General features: G+C 61.0%; 10 protein-coding genes. 6 read left to right on the top strand and 4 right to left on the bottom strand.

From position 1 onward, the window contains the following. Window positions 1-24: 24 nt before the first annotated feature. Both NML54_RS02375 and NML54_RS02370 read right to left on the bottom strand, forming a co-directional pair. On the bottom strand, window positions 25-3,039 hold the full coding sequence (locus NML54_RS02375; RefSeq protein ID WP_254755733.1) for an alpha/beta fold hydrolase: 3,015 nt from the start codon (window positions 3,037-3,039) through the stop codon (window positions 25-27). 57 nt (window positions 3,040-3,096) lie between these two features. After that, window positions 3,097-4,152, bottom strand: a complete 1,056-nt coding sequence (locus NML54_RS02370; protein WP_254755732.1) for a 3-oxoacyl-ACP synthase III — start codon at window positions 4,150-4,152, stop codon at window positions 3,097-3,099. Between the two features lie 318 nt (window positions 4,153-4,470). Between NML54_RS02370 and NML54_RS02365 the strand changes: the two genes are divergently transcribed. The 5 genes from NML54_RS02365 (at window position 4,471) to adhP (ending at window position 12,901) form a co-directional block, all read left to right on the top strand. Next, window positions 4,471-7,785 carry a chromosome segregation SMC family protein gene (locus NML54_RS02365; protein WP_254755787.1) on the top strand — a complete coding sequence of 1,105 codons (3,315 nt, stop codon included), beginning with the start codon at window positions 4,471-4,473 and terminating at the stop codon, window positions 7,783-7,785. A 328-nt stretch (window positions 7,786-8,113) separates the two neighbouring features. After that, window positions 8,114-9,448, top strand: coding sequence for a tryptophan synthase subunit beta (trpB, locus tag NML54_RS02360; RefSeq protein ID WP_254755731.1), 1,335 nt, complete (start codon window positions 8,114-8,116; stop codon window positions 9,446-9,448). Next, window positions 9,448-10,302, top strand: coding sequence for a tryptophan synthase subunit alpha (gene trpA / locus NML54_RS02355; protein ID WP_254755730.1), 855 nt, complete (start codon window positions 9,448-9,450; stop codon window positions 10,300-10,302). The genes trpB and trpA overlap by 1 nt, the downstream gene beginning before the upstream one ends. Next, complete coding sequence (gene lgt, locus NML54_RS02350; protein WP_254755729.1) at window positions 10,302-11,321, top strand: prolipoprotein diacylglyceryl transferase; 1,020 nt, start codon at window positions 10,302-10,304, stop codon at window positions 11,319-11,321. Before trpA ends, lgt begins: the two co-directional genes overlap by 1 nt. A 539-nt stretch (window positions 11,322-11,860) precedes the next feature. Continuing rightward, window positions 11,861-12,901, top strand: coding sequence for an alcohol dehydrogenase AdhP (gene adhP / locus NML54_RS02345; RefSeq protein ID WP_254755728.1), 1,041 nt, complete (start codon window positions 11,861-11,863; stop codon window positions 12,899-12,901). A gap of 918 nt (window positions 12,902-13,819) precedes the next feature. On the opposite strand, the gene NML54_RS02340 is transcribed toward adhP, so the two are convergent. Both NML54_RS02340 and NML54_RS02335 read right to left on the bottom strand, forming a co-directional pair. Further along, window positions 13,820-15,748, bottom strand: a complete 1,929-nt coding sequence (locus tag NML54_RS02340) for a GH25 family lysozyme (protein WP_254755727.1) — start codon at window positions 15,746-15,748, stop codon at window positions 13,820-13,822. 682 nt (window positions 15,749-16,430) lie between these two features. Then, a complete protein-coding gene (locus NML54_RS02335; RefSeq protein ID WP_049354549.1) occupies window positions 16,431-17,003 on the bottom strand; it encodes a flavodoxin domain-containing protein in 573 nt (190 codons plus the stop codon). A 532-nt stretch (window positions 17,004-17,535) separates the two neighbouring features. On the opposite strand from NML54_RS02335, the gene pyk reads away from it, so the two are divergent. Further along, window positions 17,536-18,999 (top strand): pyruvate kinase, encoded by a 1,464-nt coding sequence (pyk, locus tag NML54_RS02330; RefSeq protein WP_254755726.1) that lies wholly within the window; start codon window positions 17,536-17,538, stop codon window positions 18,997-18,999. Window positions 19,000-19,325 lie beyond the last annotated feature (326 nt).

The following is a 19,325-nucleotide window of genomic DNA, read 5'->3' as shown; positions in this document are numbered from 1 at the left end:
TAGACTCAGGGATCCGGCAGGTGCTTACGCCCCCGCCAGGACCTTCGACGCCCACTCACCCAGGGCGGGGCGGTCAATCTTCGAATTATGGCGAATATCGGTCGGATGCTCGTGCACCACCAGCACCGCGGCAAGTTCCACGCCGGTATCCTCGGCAACCTTCTGACGCACCAGCTGCGACAGCTCGAAGGGTGCCACACCCTCCGCAATGGGGAAGCGGCGAGCACCCGGCACACGATCGAGCAGGGCACGCTTGAGACCCGATGCCGACTGGCGCGCCTCCAACGCGGCAGTATTCGCGGAAGCCTCAATGACCAGTACCGGTGCCGCAGTACCGGCAGGACCCACAGCGACCAGGGCGGCACGGCGAACCTCGGGTAGGGACTCGGCGGACTGCTCAGCCGCAACCGGGGTCAGCACGCCCTGCGAAGTCAGCAGCACGTGCGCGAGGCGACCCTCAATCCACAGGCGACCCGAAGCGTCCAGGTGTCCGACGTCACCGGTATGATGCCAACCCGGAGTGCTAATGGACTGCTCCTCAGTCACCCACAGGGTGTCGTAGCGGTCCTTCACATGCGGTGCCGACACCAGAATCTCACCGGTCACACCCGGCTCATGGGTCAGTTCATCCGCCACCGAACCGTCCTGCAGCAGCGGCGCAATAGCCACCGCCGCACCGTACACCGCAAAACCAACGCACACGCCGTCACGGGCGAACGGGTCAAGCACCTCACCGGCAGCATTCGGGGTACCCTCAGCAATCGCCTGGCGAATCATCTCGAAAGACACATCGGTCACCGGCAGACCCTCGGTCATGCCGTACGGGGTGTGCAGGGAGGCATTCGGCACCAGGGCGGAGAGCGCCTCCAGCAGCGGCACGGGAATCGGCGCGCCAGCACTCAGCACGGTCTGAACCTTAGCCAACGCCGCACGCTGCTCAGCGTTCAGCTCATCGGCGGTCGCCACCACATTCACCAGGGCGGCGGGGGACGCAAACACGACCGACGCATCAATAGCCGCCGCAGCCGATGCCAGAGCCGAAGCCGTCAGAGTCTTCGGGCGGGTCACATCCATCGTCGGGGTCACGCTGGTAGCACCCAGCGCCGGGCCCAACCGCGCAAACGGCGCGAAGCCAGCCACCAGGCCGCTACCGGGCGCAAAACCGTACGTATTCGCAATGGCATCACGCATACCCGCCAGCTGACGCTGCGTGTATACCACACCCTTAGCCGGGCCGGTCGAACCGGAGGTGTACAGCACCGCCGCATCAGCATCCGGTACAGGGGAGGGGAACTCCACCACGGTCGGGGTGGGCACCGGCGCACCCGGAGTACCCTCAGCGGCGGGCGCGGTAAACACCGAACCGGCAACGCCCAACAGCTTCTCCTGCACCGAACCCAGCGGCTCCACAGAAATACGCACACCCGGCCACAGCAGGGTACGGGCGGCACTGAGCGCGGCGGGAATACCCACCAGGAAGCTCGGGTTAGCGCCCTTCAACGCGCGAGTCAGACCCGGAATACCCAGACCGGTATCAGCCACCACAATGACAGCGCCCAGCTTCATGCAGGCGTAAATCAAGGTGGTCAGACGGGCACCCGGAGGCACCATCAGGTTCACGCGGTCGCCCGGACGCACACCCAGGGCGTGCAGGCGGGTCGCTGCGGCGTTGACGTGCTGGTTCAGCTCAGCCCAGGTCAGGGTCACAGCCACGGAGGTGCCGTCACCCTTGGGGTCCATGTCCACCACGGCGGTGGAGGCGTCGTTGGCGCGTTCGGTGAGGGCTGCGAGCATGGGTCGGAACGCCGCGGGAACAGCGCCCTCAGCGCCTTCAGTACCCTCAGCGGCAGTACCCTCGCCGGTAGTCAGACCGTGGCGGCGCGCGCGGGCGGCACGATGCTCCGCCTCAACGTTGTGCGGGGGCACCAGCGCGCCATCCTCCCTTGTGCCGAAAGTCTGCGCAAGCCACGAAATCATGGGGGAGGCAATATCGTAATCCTCAATGACCAGGTGCGAGGCCTTCTCGTAGCGGTGCACCTTCGCCTGCGGCATGCGCTCCATCAGGTCAAACAGGTAGCGGCGCTGGAACACCGGGTCCTTCGTACCCCACTGGAAGAACGCGGGCACGTCCAGGTCACGGATCTGCTCGGCAATACGCTGCATCGGCGTATAGGAAGGAATGTCGGTGCCGGTCGGAATATCGCCCACAAAATTACGCACACCCTCACGCCACGCCGAATGAGCGTACGGCGCACGGTACGTACGGTAAATCGCCTCGTTCAGAGGGCTCGGGTACAGGCGTTTGGGCTGCTGACCCACCGGCTGCGGCAGGGCACCTTCAATCGCCCCGGCACCGGCAGAACCCGGCGCGGGCAGGCGGCCCTCATTCTGAGCCAAACCCAAGGTCACATCAATAAACGCGGTCGAATCGTGAGTACCCCACTCGTGTACACCCAACGCCAGGCGCAGAGCGGCAGGGATATTCTCAATGCCGTCATGGTAGACCGCGGTGTTCGTCAGCATCACGCCCGAAAGAATCTCACGATGCTCCAGCGCCCAACCAAAGGACACCAGCCCACCCCAGTCATGGGCGAGGGTCACGAGCGGCTTATCGGTCTCATCCAGGCCGAGCTCTTTCGTGAAATCACCCAGGTCAGCGATACGGTCGGTCAGGGAGCGGCGCTCACCCTCCAAATCCAGGTGGGTGCGCTCCGAATAACCCATATCAATCTGATCGACTGCAACCACACGCCACGGGGCGCGCTCATTCACGCCCGCATCCAGCACGGTACGCCACAGGTACGACCAGGTTGGGTTACCGTGTACGCACAGAATCGTGCCGATTGGCTCCAAACCCTGCTCGACCAGCACCGGAAGGTTATCCAGGTAGTGCCAGCGGCGCGCGCCAGCCTGCTGCGCCCGCTGCTCAATGGGGGCGGAGGTGGGCACCTCCAGAAGGTGGGAGTAGCGCGGGTTCACGCCCGCCCATTCCTCCGGGTTATACGGGGGCTGAGCCTTAGGGAAGTTCAAATGGCGCATGCTGGGGGGAATCCTTCCGGATCGAATCGGTGAATGTCTACCGCAGAAGCTAACGGGTTACCACTGAATCTCAAGCAGGGCAGTGTTCAGGCCAGAACCCACACCCATGCACAGAATACGGTCGCCTTCCGTGTAGGTCGGCGCGCACTCGGCGAGAGTCATCGGCAGAGCCGCCGCAGCCACATTGCCCCACTTCGGGAAAGTCATAGGGATACGCTTACGCTCAATACCGACCGCCTCAATAATGGCGTTTGTGTGGGCGTTAGAAATCTGATGGGTCACGTAGGAGGTCATATTGTTCCACTCCCAGCCATCCTGATGCGCCTGCTCCCACGCCTGTGCTACCAGCTCCAGACCGTGCTTAAGCAGGCCCTCGGCGTCAGTGTTCATGCCCTGATCAGCCTCGCCACCGATGCATAGGTTACGGTGCTCAGTGCCCGCGCGGGACACAGAACCGACGATGCGGTGACCCTCCGGATGGCGGTCAGCGCGACCAATCACAGCCGCCGCCGCACCCGAACCGAGGGTCAGGGTCGCGAACTGAGCCAGCACATCCTCGCGGGTCGAATCGGGGTTGTTCAGGATGCGCACCGCGGTACGGTGCCACGGGGAGGGGTCCTCGCCAGCGACAATCAGGGCGTAGTCGATAGCGCCCGCATCAATCATGGTGGAGGCGACAGTCATCGCGTTCACAAAGCCCAGGCAGGCGTTCGTAATATCGAAGTTCAGGGCGTGACGCGGTAGTTCCAGGCGGTCGTGCACACCCACCGAAACGGCGGGCTCAAAGTTATCTCGAGTCACCGAAGCGTTAATCAGTAGGCCAATCTGGGAGCGGTCAATACCCGCCTGCTCGATAGCCTTCTCGGCTGCGGCAACCACGCCGTCCTCGAAGGTCTGGCCCTCAGCCCAGCCGCGGCGAGTGCTAATGCCGGCAAGGCGCTCCAGCAGGCCCTTCGGCATGCGCAGACGCTTATAGGTTTGGGCCAGCTGCTCATCGAAGTAGTCGCTCGTGACGACCTCCGGAGGCAGCTCATGGGTAATAGACAGCAGAGCTGCGTTAGCGTGGCGAATGTCAGAGTTCGTGCCGACCTTATCGGCGGGTGCATTCAACAATGGTGTGGCCCTTGGAAATAGAAGTCAGTGGGATGCAAAGACGGCGGGGATACGCACAGCGGCCCCGCAGAATTTGTGATGCTCATTCCAATCTACCCCACCGGTCGGGCGAACCCGTATCCGTAGGCCCAATATGAACGCGCCCGTTCACCCCGCGCGTAAGATGATGCACAATGAGGAACTTTGAACCCCCTTCACCCCGTGCACGTTCACGCCGCCCGCCCGCCGCACCGCGTACACTAGAGGGATGCCGCCACGCACCATAGAACGTGCCCGGCACACACCAGTTCTTCTGCAGAAAGGCCCCTTGTGCATCTGATGTCGCTGACCCTGCGCGGGTTCAAGTCTTTCGCCTCCGCCACCACTTTTGAGTTCACCCCCGGCATTAACGCGGTGGTCGGCCCCAACGGCTCCGGCAAATCCAATGTGCTGGATGCGCTCGCCTGGGTCATGGGTGAGCAGGGCGCTAAGAGCCTGCGCGGCGGCAGCATGAAGGACGTTATCTTCGCGGGCTCCGGCGAGGCTGGTTCGGGCGACGGCGCCCAGCGTGCGCCCCTGGGCCGCACCAAAGTCACCCTGACTTTCGATAATTCTGACGGCACCCTCAGCATTCCCGCTGATCGGGTGCAGATTTCGCGCACCATGTTCCGCTCCGGCGGCAGTGAGTACGAGATTAACGGTTCCCCGGCGCGCCTTGCCGATATTCAGGATTTGCTCTCGGAGGCGGGTCTGGGTCAGCAGATGCACGTGCTCGTCGGCCAGGGTCAGCTGGATGCGGTTCTGCACGCCACCGCCCAGCAGCGCCGCGACATGATTGAGCAGGCGGCGGGCGTGGTCAAGTACCGCCGCCGCCAGGAGAAGACCAGCCGCAAGCTGGAGTCTGTGGCATCGAACGTTACCCGCCTGAGCGACCTGGTTGCCGAGCTGGATTCGCAGCTGCAGCCGCTGAGCGAGCAAGCGGAATCCGCCGCGACTGCACGCCAGCTGCAGGCGCGCATCCGCCAGCTGGAGGCGGTGCTTTTGGCTCGTCAGCTGGGTGTTCTGCAGGCTGAGCAGGCGCAGGCTCTCGCATCAGAAACGGAGGGTAATCGCCGCGCCGAAACCCTGAAAGAACAGCTGGAGGCAGCGCGTGCGGCGTCCGCGAAGCATCAGCAGGAGCAGAACCGCCTGAATGCCGAGGTCACCGCCTGCCAGAAGGCTGTGTCGACCCTGCGCGAGTCCGCCGCGCGTGTGCGCACCGTGCAGTCCATTGCAGCCGAGCGCGTGCGCACCTACCGTGTGGAGCTGACCGAGGCGACCGCTGCCGCCCGCGCCGGATACGAACGCGCCCTGGAACTGCTGGAGGAACGCCGCGAAGAGGCAGCGCGCGCGGTGGAAAGCTACGCCAGCTTTGAGGAACGCTACGATGCGGCGCTGAAGAACGTTGAGAAGGCGGCGTCCGAGGTGGCGCAGACTGAGCGCGCCTCGGGTGAGGCGGCGCAGTCTCGTGCCCGCGCGCAGGCCCAGCTGGATGCCACCCGCGCCGCTGCGGTGGAGGCGACCCGCGCCTACGCGGCGGCGGCTGAGCGCGCCGCAACCCTGCGTGAGGCACTGGGCCAGAGCCTGGGTGAAGCACCCGCTGAACTGGACACTGAATCTGCTGAGGCGGTGTTCGACCCCGAGACCGGCGAGCTCATGGATTCTTCAAGCGAGAGCGCGAGCCTGCTGCGTGTGCTGGATGCCGTGCAGATTGACCCCGAGTACGCGCGTGCGGCATCTGCAGCGCTGACCTCGCTGGCGACCGCGGCGTTGAGCGTGCCGGTTGAGGGTACCGAGGTGTCACACCTGCGCGGTGATAAGGGGGACGAAAGCAACGAATCTGCCGCGAAGGAACTTTCAACAGAACTGCCCGAAACCACCCTGCCCGAAACCACCCTGCCCGAATCCTGCGCCGCCGAGCTGCGTGAGCTGGGTATCTGCCCCGCAACCGAGATGATTGAACCGCTCAGCGAGGACGCCGCCGCGCTTGCCGGCATCGACGAGCACGCCCTGGCGTGCGTTACCGCGGCGCTGGGTGAGCGCCTGGCGGGGGTGCTGTTCGCGCCGGATGCCGCCTCCGCAGAGCAAGCCCTGCAGCTGCTCGCAGAGAATACCCTCGCAGGTCAGCGCACTATGTGGCGTATTTTTGATCCCGCAGGCACCGAGCACACCCGCTACAGCTTGCTCTACCCGGCTGAGGGTGCCAGCCCTCTGGAACTTGCTGCCGCGTACCGCGCCGCCTCCCAGGTCGTGACCCGCACCCGCTCCGAACTGGATAAAGCCGAGCAGGCCGTTCAGCAGGCTCAGGCCGCGGCAGAATCGGCGGTCGAAGCAGAACGCGAGGCAGCTAAGGCGGCGGGCGTGGCGAGCGCCGAGCATGCCCGCGCCCGCGCCCAGGCGGAGTCCCTGGAAGCCTCCGCGCAGAACATTCAGAATGAGCGCGCCCGCCTGAACGAGCGCCTCACCGCCGCGGAGGAATCCGTAGCCGAAGCGCGCACCGCCTACGAATCAGCGCGCACCCGCGAGGATTCCTACCTGGCGGGCACGGGGGAGCAGGCTCCCGCGGCGACAATTAAGCGCCGCGCCCAGCGTCTGGGTGAAGTGCTTGCCGAGCAGGTGAGCGAGCGTGAGCAGCAGCTGCACGAGCTGAGCGGCGCCCTGAAGAACGCCCAGGAGGGCCTGACCAACACGAACGATGAGGTGCAGGATTTGCAGGCGGCGCACGCGGCGGCACTTACCCTGCTGGCGCGCACCCAGACGGAGGCGGCACGCGTGCAAGAGCGCGTGCAGGCGCTGGCTGAGCGTGCCCGCCTGGTGACTGGTTTGACCCTGGAGCAGCTGGAGGAGGAGTACTCCGAGCAGCTGCCGGTTGACGTGCCCGCAGATGAGGCTTCCGAAAACGCCGCCTCCGAAAATACTGCTACCGAAACGGCATCAGAGACTACCGAAGCTTCCACCGAGAGCGTGCGCGCTCGCCTCAAGGCAACCCGCGCCGAACTGGAGGCGCTGGGCGCCATCAACCCGCTGGCACTGGAGGAGTACGAGGCGCTATCTGAACGCCACGCCTACCTGAATCAGCAGATTGAGGATTTGAAGGCGACCCGCCGCGACCTGAACACGGTCATGGACGAGGTCAGTAGCCACATTGCGGAGGTGTTCACCGCCGCGATGGAGGACATTAACACCCACTACCGCCGCATCTTTGAGACCCTGTTCCCGGGAGGCGAGGGCCACCTGGAGCTTGACGACCCGTCCGATCCGCTGAATTCGGGTGTGGAGATTCACGCGCGCCCGGCGGGTAAGAAGGTTAAGCGCCTGTCGCTGCTGTCTGGTGGTGAGCGTTCGCTTGCTTCGCTGGCGCTGTTGATTGCGATTTATATGTCTCGCCCATCGCCGTTCTACGCCCTCGATGAGGTTGAAGCGGCGCTGGATGACCGCAACCTCTCGCGCCTGCTGCAGGTGATTGGTGAGCTGGGGGAGCGTTCGCAGCTGATTGTGGTGACGCATCAGAAGCGCACGATGCAGATTGCGGAGACTCTGTACGGGGTGTCGATGCGCGGTGGTGTGTCGACGGTGCTTTCTCAGCAGATGGAGGAGTTGCGCGAGCTGCTGTAGCTCGCCGCCCTTGCCAGACCCTGCCCGACCCTGCCCACCCCTGCCGAGCGCCCCTGCCTCGCCTGCCCCTTCCCAGCGTTTAAACCTTCCCATGCGAGCCGTCCATACCCGCGGGCGCACTCACCCTGGCGAACATCACATGTCCTAGGAATGGTCATGTGCACCTCAAGGTACAGGTCACTGCCCGTGCCCGGGTACTATAGGGGGATATGTGCGAACACCGCCCACCCTATTCGCGGTTGGCGTGGTGTTTCGTTGTGATCAGGCCTGATGCCCCGCCCTACCCGCGGTGCGCATCCGGTGGTAACCATCCAGGGAAGGAATAGTGATGAGCGAGAACCTGGCAGATGCTTTCCTCAACGGCGAGTCGTTGAAGAATGCCCCCGGCCCCTATTTTGGTGAGTACGGCGGGCGGTGGATGCCCGAGTCGCTGATTGCCGCCATGGATGAGCTTGAGGCAACCTTTAACGAGGCGAAGAACGACCCCGAGTTCATTGCTGAGTTCCAGCGTCTTTCTGCTGAGTATTCGAACCGTCCGTCGCTGCTGACTGAGGTTCCGAAGTTCTCTGAGCACGCTGGTGCGCGTGTGTTCCTCAAGCGTGAGGACCTGAACCACACGGGTAGCCACAAGATTAATAACGTGATTGGTCAGGCTCTGCTGGCTAAGCGTATGGGTAAGACCCGTCTGATTGCTGAGACTGGTGCGGGTCAGCACGGTGTTGCGACTGCGACTGCGGCTGCGCTGTTCGGCATGGAGTGCGTGGTCTACATGGGTGAGGAAGACACTGAGCGTCAGTCGCTGAACGTGGCTCGTATGCAGCTGCTGGGTGCGAAGGTGATTGCGGTTCAGAACGGTTCTCGCACCCTCAAGGACGCCATTAATGAGGCACTGCGCGACTGGGTTTCGAACGTTGAGAACACCCACTACCTGCTGGGTACTGCGGCGGGTGCGCACCCGTTCCCGGCGATGGTGCGTTTCTTCCACGACGCTATCGGTGAGGAGGCGCGCGAGCAGATTCTGGCTGAGACCGGCCGCCTGCCCGATGGTATTGCTGCCTGCGTGGGTGGCGGTTCGAACGCGATTGGTCTGTTCCACGCGTTCTTGGACGATTCGTCGGTTGAGATTTACGGTTTTGAGGCTGGCGGCGACGGCGTGGAGACCGGCCGTCACGCGGCGACCATTACTCTGGGCCGCCCGGGCATGCTGCACGGCGCGATGACCTACCTGATGCAGGATGAGGACGGCCAGACCATTGAGTCCCATTCGATTTCTGCTGGTCTGGATTACCCGGGCGTGGGTCCGGAGCACTCCTACCTGTCCGATATTGGTCGCGTGACCTACGAGCCGGTGACTGATACCGAGGCGATGGACGCCCTGCGTCTGCTCTGCCGCACCGAGGGTATTATCCCGGCGATTGAGTCCTCCCACGCTCTGGCGGGCGCGTTGCGCGTGTGCCAGCGTTGGGCTGCTGAGGATCCGCAGGCGGCACGGGAGAAGACGATGATTGTCTGCCTGTCCGGTCGTGGCGATAAGGACATGGAGACCGCGCTGAAGTGGTTCGGCCTGGGTAAGGCGATTCCGTCCTCGACCCTGATGACCGGTAATAAGGAAGCTGCCGCATCCGCTGCACAGAACGCACAGGCTGAAAGTGAGGCTAAGTAATGAGCTACCAGGACGCTATTTCTCAGGCGGCACCTTTTACGGTGCTGGATGGTTCTTTCCCCGTCCCGAATGCGCAGTCGCCTCTGGCGGCTCGTCTGGCTGAGTGCGAGAAGCAGGGCCGTGCGGCGCTGATTGGCTACCTGCCGGTGGGCTTCCCGACTCTGGATGAGTCGATTGACGCGGCGATTGCTCTGGGCAATAACGGCGCGGACATTATTGAGCTGGGCGTTCCTTATTCTGATCCGGTCATGGATGGTCCGGTGATTCAGAAGGCGACCGGCGTGGCGCTGGAAAACGGTTTCAAGCTTCCTCAGCTGTTTGAGGCGGTTCGCCGCATTACCGAGGCGACCGACGCGGTGGTTGTTGTGATGACGTACTGGAACCCGGTTCTGGCCTACGGTGTGAAGAATTTTGCGCGTGATTTGGCGGTTGCCGGTGGCGCGGGCATAATCACCCCGGACCTGGTGCCTGATGAGGCGTCGGCGTGGTTTGAGGCTTCTGACGAGTACGGTCTGGATCGTATTTTCTTGGCTGCTCTGTCTTCTTCACCGGAGCGTCTGGCGACTATTGCGAAGGCGTCGAGCGGCTTCGTGTATGCCGTGTCGGTGATGGGCGTGACCGGTGCCCGCACCTCCGTGTCGGAGGCGGCTCGCACCCTGGTTGCGGACATTAAGGCTGCCGGTTCCGCTCGTGCGTGCGTGGGCCTGGGCGTTTCGACTCGTGCTCACGTTGAGGAGATCGGAGAGTATGCGGACGGTGTGATTGTCGGTACTGCGCTGGTGAAGGCTTTGGCTTCTGGCGGTGTTGAGGCGGTGGCTAAGCTGACCCGTGAGCTGGCGGGACGTGAAAGCTAATGTCTAATGTGCTGTCGCTGATGAGCGTGCCGGTAGCTAACGTGCTGGCTTCGATTCCGCTGGCTTCGATTCCCTCGCCGAGCGTTTCGTACCTGCAGCTGGGCCCGTTCCGTGTGCATTTCTATGCACTGTGTATTCTTGCGGGTATGGCGGTGTGCTTGTGGCTGGGTTCTCGCCGTTGGAAGGCGGCGGGTGGTACCCCTGAACGCGTTTTTGACGTGGCGATGTGGGCTATTCCGGCGGGCATTATTGGTGCCCGCGCCTACCACGTGCTGATTACTGACCCGGGTAGCTATTTCGGTCCGAATGTCGCTGATCCGTGGGCTTTCCTGAAGATTTGGGAGGGCGGCATCGGCATTATGGGCGCCGTGTCGGTTGGTGCGTTGGGCGCCTGGTATGGTTGCCGCCGCTACGGCATGAATTTCCCGGCTTTTGCGGATGCGGTAGCGCCGGGTATTCTGCTGGCTCAGGCGTTTGGCCGCTGGGGTAACTGGTTCAACCAGGAGCTGTTCGGGAAGCCGACGACTCTGCCGTGGGGCTTGGAGATCAGCACGTCGAGCGGTAATTTCCCGACCCAGTATCCGGCGGGTACGCTGTTCCATCCGACGTTCCTGTACGAGTCGCTGTGGAACCTGCTGGGTGTGGCGTTGCTGCTGTGGCTGGGCCGTAAGGGCGTGCTGAAGCTGGGTCAGACCCTGTGGTTGTACGTGTTCTACTACGGTGTGGGTCGCCTCTTCATTGAGATGTTCTTGCGTATTGATACGTCGGAGATGCTCTGGGGCGTTCGTATTCACGTGTGGACTGCTCTGCTGCTGGTTCTGCTGGGTGCTGTTGGTTTTGTGGTGGCTGGCCGTCGTGCGGCGGCGAAGGCTGCTGCGGGTATTGGGCCCGCTCCGGCGGAGATCGCTCCGAAGCCTGCCGCAGATGAGCCTGCAGAGGGCGCTGAGGAGAAGGCACCTGAGAAGGCAGCGTCTGCCGAGGATTCTGACTCTTCTGAATCTTCGACGAAGGGCTCCTAGCTTTCATCTTCTGGCTTTCATCTTCTAGCTCCATCTAAATTTCATAGAAAAACCGCCGGATGGAGGAGTGCCCCGTCCGGCGGTTTTTCTATGCCCGCTATTTGTGCTTGCTGTCTGCTTCTAGGCAGCTAAGTCTAATCGGCTAAGAGTTCCTGTGTGCCGGTAGGAATTGTATAGGGGTAGATTGAACCTTTTCTTTAGGGTGGTATGCGCCTCAAACTTAATATTTAAATTTTTTCTGAGTGCCTCCCAAACCGCTTGTTTGGGAGGCATTCTCATCTTCTGTGTTGCTTCGTCATAGCGTCATATCAACCTTTGGCAGTTTAGTGCATTGGTCGGAATGGACCTTATCGAAGGCTCATCCTCGCTCGTGAGAATGCCTATATCTAACCCCTCTGTCATATTCGGGGGTAAACCTTTAGATTGGCGGCTCATCATTTTACGGTGGAAATGTAAAGAATACGCGCGTTTACCCCGCTAGGTTGCAAAGCGCAGGTTGCGGCTTGAGCGCGGCCACCAATGACTAAGGAGTTTAGGTCATGTGCAAGGAAACCATGAAGGCTGTTGTTGTCCCTGAGAAGGTTGACGGTTCGGTTGTTGTCCGCGAGGTTCCCGTTCCGGCTGTCGGTCACGGCCAGGCGCTCGTGAAGATTGAGTACTCGGGCGTGTGCCACACTGACCTGCACGTGGCTTCCGGTGATTTCGGTGAGGTTCCGGGTCGTATTCTGGGACATGAGGGCATCGGTCGTGTCGTCAAGGTCGGTGAGGGTGTTGAGTCCCTGAAGGAAGGCGATCGCGTGTCGGTGGCTTGGTTCTTCGAGGGCTGCGGCCACTGTGAGTACTGCACCTCGGGCCGTGAAACCCTGTGCCGTTCGGTGAAGAATGCAGGCTACTCGGTTGATGGCGGCATGAGTGAGTACACCCTGGTGACCGCTGATTACGCTGTGAAGGTTCCCGAGGGTCTTGACCCGGCACAGGCAAGCTCTATTACTTGCGCTGGTGTGACCACCTATAAGGCAATTAAGGAGTCGCTGGTTCGCCCCGGTGAGTGGCTGGTTGCTTACGGTGCTGGCGGTCTGGGTAACCTGGCTGTTCAGTACGCTAAGAAGGTTTTCGGCGCCAAGGTTATCGCTGTTGATATCAACGACGATAAGCTGGCTCTGGCTCGTGAGACCGGTGCTGATCACGTCATCAATGGCCGTGAAGTTGAGAATGTTCCGGCTCGTATTCGCGAGCTGACCGGCGGTGGCGCTCACGCTGCTGTGGTGACCGCGGTGTCGAAGGTTGCGTTCAACCAGGCTGTTGAGTCGGTTCGTGCGGGTGGTTCCGTGGTGGCTGTTGGTCTGCCCTCGGAGATGATGGAGCTGTCCATTGTGAAGATTATTCTGGATGGTATCCGCGTGGTGGGCTCCCTGGTGGGCACCCGTCAGGATCTGGCGGAGGCGTTCCAGTTCGGTGCTGACGGCATAGTGGTTCCGGTGGTTCAGCTGCGTGAGGTTGACGAGGCGCCGGCTGTCTTTGAGGAAATGGCGGCGGGTAAGATTACCGGCCGTATGGTTCTGGACTTCGCTAGCCTCTAAGCTGGCGGATGGGTTGAGACGCCCGGTAAGGCCTCAAGATCTCACTCGGCTGGGGTTCTGACGGTAGTTTCGATGGTTATAGCGCCTAGGGCGCATCCCGTGTGGTGGGGAGTAGGGGTACTCTTTCTGCTGTGCATATGACGCGGGGTGCGTCCTAGTGTTTTAAACTAGTATTTTAGTGTGGGGTTTTTGAGGGCCGTTATCCTATGGAGCCGAAAATCTCTGTGAATACTAGGCACCTAAACGTAATATATCCAGAAATTTATTTTTGAAATATCCGGGAAATATCTCAAAATTCTCACTAAATTAGTTCAATAGAGCATCTTGTTTGACATCTATAGACCTCAAAATGCATATTTGTATTGCAAACATTCAACTATTGGTTGAGGCGTAATATTTGCCGAAGAGATAGGTTTTGAACGCCTCTGCACATACCCTTGATGTAACGGGATGTAACGTGTGAAGGTTTCGGCCCTCCTAGATATCGATTCCTTCTCCCGGAACGTTATACCCGGGTGAATTTCAGCATCTTCGTACCGTGCCGTTATTCACCGTTGAGCCCTTCCTTCCGGTCAGGCGCCCCTCTAGACACCTTCGGATTGAGGTCTCACCAACGATTAGTGTGGGCCCCACGGACATAGTCAATGGGGATTATGTCCGCCACACTAATCCAAAATTCTTGGACGATTCCGCAATAACGCTTCGCGGCGGCACGCCCGCCACGCCATAAATTTACCTGCCGGCACGGGTAACATAGCCGGGTTCTCTACTCACTCGGTAACCCACCCGCTGCAGAACGCATCTTGATTTTTGTGTTGTTCAGAAGATGCGCCCTGTAGCGAAAGAACGAGGGGCACCTCTGCCAGGTGCCCCTCGTTTTTATATGCGCGTTTTATCGTTGAGTAGATTCCGCGCTATTTAGTAGATTCCACGTTGCGCGGTCCAGCGGATCGTACCGCGCTCAAAGTACATGTAGTACACGCCCTTCACGTAGGATTCATTGCCGCGTGCCGCACCGTAACGGGCGCTATTCTTCTCCCAATGCTTGAAAATCGCGCCCTTACCGTTGGTCTCGTACGCACCGTACGCATCCGACCAGAGCAGTACCTTACCCGAGGCGAACTGAATCTGAGCGCCCGTGGAGATGATAGTCTCATCGGTCACCGGTGCACCCCAAGCGCCGCGGTGCTGCATGAAGCGGTGGTAGAACGCGCCGCCGGTGTGCATGCGGTGGGTGCCGGTCTGCGCGGACCACACGTAGGTGGTCCTGCCGGTGAATTCCTGCTTGATGAGGCCGTAGCCCAGGTTCTGCTCATCGGTGGTGGGCACGCCCCTCATGCCAGCTGCACGCCAGGTCGCATAGATGGAGCCGCGCTCATTGATGATGTGGGTGCCGGTAGCGGCAGACCAGTAGGCGCCCTCACCGTTGGCGAAGGAGACCGCGATGGTGTCGGAGCGGGTTTCCTCGTCGGTGGTTAGGCCGCGGAATCGTGCCACGTCCGAGCGGAACTTATAATCCAGACCGCCGTTGGTGACCAGCCAGTGCGAACCGTGAGAGTTCGTCCAGTAGATGGTCTTGCCGTTGGTGAACTTCTGCGCATACACTCCGTGACCCAGAGAGTACTCGGTGCCAATCGGGTTGCCGTAGAAGGAGCGGTTCTTATTCCAGAAGTTACCGATGCCGGTGCGAATATCAATGGAACCGGTCGCGGTGGCCACCACGTTCGAATCCTGTGCCGCACGGTCTTTTGCCACACGCTTCTCAACCGCGCGGTCCTGGCCGTTCGACCAGTTGCGGTGCACCGCGTTGGGGTTCTTTGCCAGAACCTTCAGATCGTTCACGGTGCCGGGGAAGAAGTTCGAGTCACCCACGAACGGACCGGAATCAGTGAACTGCCAAATGTCGTAGCCGCTCCAACCCGTCGGAATTGCACCGACCTTGGTGGAGTAGCTCGCCAGGTGCAGCGGCAGAGAACCGAACTGCTGCGAACCCACGCACTGCGACCACCAGGAGGTTGCGGTGTACACTATCGGGGCGCGACCGGTCAGTGAACGGTAGGTATCCACAAAGTCGCGGGTCCAGGCGGTCAGCTGCGCCGGAGTCATGTTGAAGCAGGTGTTGCCGTAGACGGGGTAGGGATTGAACTCAATATCCAACAGACCGGGCAGGGTCTGGCCGTCGGCAGTCCACGCGCCACCATTCTGCACGAAGTAGCGTGCCTGATTGGCACCCGAGGAGGTGCGGGGGTTTGCGAAGTGGTAGGCGCCGCGCACCATGCCGACCTGGGCCGAGCCGTTGTACTGCTGACCGAAGTAGGGGTTGGTGTAGTAGGTGCCCTCGGTTGCCTTCACGTAAGCGAAGCGGGAACCTGCGGCGTAGGCGCTCGCCCAATTCACGTTCTGCTGGTGCGAGGAGACGTCCATGCCGAGGGTGCCGCCGGAGGGGGTCCACACGGAGCGGCCCTGCGCCAGCGCCTGACCGGCTGCCGGAGTTCGACCAGCTCCCGGACCCTGCGCGGAGCTCTGGGTCGCGGAAATACCGCTCAGAGTTGCGGTAGAAGCGGGGGAGGTGGCGCCGGTGCGTGCGTTCGCGGTGCCCAGGCGTTCGCGCTCGCCCGCACCCATAGCGGGGTTGGAGCGTTCGACCAGGGATGCATCCGGAGCGGGAGCGTAGGTGAGCTCCTCGTAGGATGCGTTGGGGTTGACCTCTGCGGCTGTGCTCGCGCTGGGGGCAGCAAACACGGCGGGAACGGAGGTGAGGGACGCGGCGACGAGGGAGAGTGCACCTGCGGACGCCATGATGGAGCGGGCTGCCGCGGAGCGCGCGGCAGTCTGGAGTTTCTTCATTGATCTTTGCCTGTGGTTGAGAGGTGGATGTGTCGATGTGGCCCTGTGTGGGGGGCTTTTGACACGAGTGAATATGTGGGGTAGTTGAAGTGATGTGCGTGTCGGTTGCCGGGTATGTCAAGCGGCTGACACAGCTATCAGTCTACGGTACCTGCACAGCTGTGCGCAATGCTTTGGGGTGCCTTTCTAGCGGCATAATTTTCACGGAGTGCACAGTAATCGGTGTCTTTGGAGAGGGTGTTTTGTTTTGTGGCTTGTCGGTGCATTTATTGGCGGTGATTTTTTCGGAAAAATTTTAGGCACACGACACATTGCGGCGTTGCACATTTCATTGTGCGGACCGCGCTATCGGGCTGACTGTCGAGGTGCCTGTGGGTTGTCTGCCGAGGAGTCTAGCGCAGTGTGATTGGACTGAGGGAATACCTCTTGGGGTATAAGGAAAGGGGTGGGCCGCACACACAAAGACCCACCCCCTCCGTGTCCGGCTACTGTTGGGGTGCGGCCTCGCACCTAGCATCCGGAGTTATATGGCCGATGCAGGAGAGATGAAGAGTCATCGGCCACACTATGGTGCCTGTTGGCACGTTTATCTCGGTGAGCCCCGCCGGTTCTCTCGGCTTCTCGCCGTGCCTACCGAGAGGGGCAGGCGGGGGTCAACGAAAGTTAGTGAATCCCGAAGGATTTAGAGGAACTTCGCGATGTCCTCAATCAGCGGCTTGAGAGTCTCGCGGTCGATATACTCAGCCTTGCCGGTCTTGTAGCATTCGAGCATCTGCTGAATACCCTCGTTCGGGTGCGGGTTTGCCATGAGCCATGCGCGCACCGGGCCCTTCAGGGCGGTCTTGTGAGCCAGCGAAATCTTGTCGAAGTCGATGCCGCCACGCAGGTGGTAGACGGGGCGGCCCTCGGTCAGTTCGGGGGTGTAGCTCTTGGCGACAGCCTTGTCCAGCAGCTTCTTGGAGTATTCACCGGTGAAGGAGACGGTGAAGAACGCGGTGCGGTTCTTCTTGGGCGCAATAATCGGCAGAATCTTCTTGCGAAGTGCCGGTGCGCCGTTGAGGAATCCACCGTAGTCGCTACCGGCAATGACGAAAGCGTCGAATGCCTCAGCCTGCTCGGGAGTGACCTTGGAGGCGGGGACAGTCTCAACCTCGGGGGCCTGCGGGAGTGCACGCAAATCTTCTGCCAGCCAGGTGGCGTACTGTTCGGTGTAGCCGTAGGTGGAGCCGAAGATAATCAGCACGCGAGTAGTCATCTGTGAACCTTCCAGATATATTTCGCATTTCAAATACTAATTATGGGTTCCAATATAGGCTAGGCGCGCGAAAATGTGAAATCGCCTAGCTTTTGGATGCCCAATCTATCTTCTCACAGCCCACTCTGAGTGTCTCTATGTTTTTGAAATATGCTCGAATGTTCTCGAGCGAGACTAAATATTGACTAAATATTGTGCAGTGGAGGCTAGATATGGGTAAAAAGTACCCTAATTTACTTTCCGGGGGAGACGGGGGTGGTGGGGTGAAAACCGACTTTCTGTGGTGCGTTGGATGGGGAAGGGGTGGTATTCAAAAAGCGACGTGAAACATAATTTCTTCGGTAGAAAGAGTTGGGGGAAGCATACCCAAGAGGACGTAAAACCCCTATAATTGAGAAAGAGTCCCACGCATCCAGCATGTGGTTACCTGTTAGAACGCGTGGGAATAATTGGGAATTTGACGTTAGTCTTCCCCGGAAAATCAGTGTGAACCCCCAGGGATCACGCAAAACAACGCACAAAGGTTAGGTACATGAGGCGCGCAAAAATCGTTGCAACCATCGGTCCGGCAATCGAGTCCCCCGAGAAGATTTCCGAGGCAATCAAGGCTGGCCTGAATGTCGCCCGTCTGAACATGAGCCACGGTGACCACGCCGAGCACCAGGCACGCTATGACACCATCCGTGAAGAGTCTGCAAAGCTCGGTAAGGACGTTGCAATCCTCGCCGACCTGCAGGGCCCCAAGATTCGCCTCGAGCGTTTTGCAAACGGCAAGGAATACCTTGAGCCCGGCGCAGACTTCACCATCACCTCCGAAGACGTTGAAGGTACCGCAGAAATCTGTGGCACCACCTACAAGGGCCTGCCCGGCGACGTAAAGCTTGGCGACAAGCTCCTGCTCGACGATGGCAAGATCCGCCTCGAAGCTATTGAGGTAACTCCCACCCGCGTTCGTACCCGCGTGGTCGTCGGTGGTCCCATCTCTAACAACAAGGGCATCAACCTGCCCGGCGCAGCAGTCTCCCTGCCCGCGCTGACCGAGAAGGACGCGAACGACCTGCGCTTCGCACTGAAGATGGGTGCAGACATCATTGCACTCTCCTTCGTCCGTACCGGTGCAGACGTTGACCCCGTCCACAAGATCATGGACGAAGAGGGTATCCGCGTACCCGTCATTGCCAAGATTGAGAAGCCCCAGGCAGTTGAGAACCTGCAGGACATCATCGACAAGTTCGACGGCATCATGGTCGCTCGTGGTGACCTCGGTGTGGAGCTACCCTTCTCTGAGGTTCCCCTCGTCCAGAAGAAGGCTATCGACATGGCACGCCGCTGGGCAAAGCCCGTCATTGTGGCAACCCAGGTGCTCGAGTCCATGACCGACAACCCCGTCCCCACCCGTGCAGAGGTTTCTGACTGCGCTAACGCAATCCTCGACGGTGCAGACGCAGTGATGCTCTCCGGTGAGACTTCGGTCGGTAAGTACCCGATCATCACCCTGCAGGCAATGGCAGCAATCGTCAGCGACACCGAAAAGGGCGGCCTGTACCGCGTGCCCGAGCTGGACCGCAAGCCCCGCACCCGCGGTGGCGCAATCACCCGCGCAGCAGTGAACATTGCTGAGCAGCTGGACGCAAAGCTCATCGTTACTTTCACCCAGTCCGGTGACTCGGCACGTCGTTTGGCACGTCTGCGCCCCGAGACCCCGATTGTTGCGTTCACCCCGAACGCTAAGGCACGCGCCTTCCTCTCCATGCTCTGGGGTGTTGAGGCTAAGCACGCTGAGATGATCACCGAGCAGGAAGCGCTGTTCACCTACGTGGACGAGTACCTGCTCAGCGAGGGTCTGGCAGAAGCTGGCGACCTGGTCGTCGTTGCTGCCGGTGCTCCCGCAGGCCGCGCAGGTACCACCAACATGGTTCAGGTACACCGCGTCTCCGGTGCTGAGGGTGAGCGTGAGGCTCTGCGTCCTTACGAGGAGAGCGAGGTCAAGCGCTAAGCCGCTCACCGATCTTTTCCGATGCGTACTGAGGGTAATTCTTAGCCTGTACGCTCGGTATATAGAACCGCCGCCCGGTCGTGAACTCTCACGGCTAGGCGGCGGTTTCTTGCGTCTTTATCTTTCTTGTGCCTTTATTGTTGCCCCATCTGATGCGCGGGTGGGCCGGGTGGGTGTAGAAGTAGATACGCAAAAGCGGGGGGGGCCGGTGGAGCGGTTCCCCCGGCGGGGGGGGGGGGGGGGGCGGGGGGGGGGGCCCCCCCCCCCCCCCCCCCCGGTTTTTTGGGGCGCGGGGGGGGCCCTTAAACCCCCCGGGGGGGATCCCC

It is taken from the genome of Rothia gullae (assembly GCF_024294905.1).
Lineage (GTDB): Bacteria > Actinomycetota > Actinomycetes > Actinomycetales > Micrococcaceae > Rothia.
This window is presented reverse-complemented; position numbering and strand designations above follow the sequence as displayed.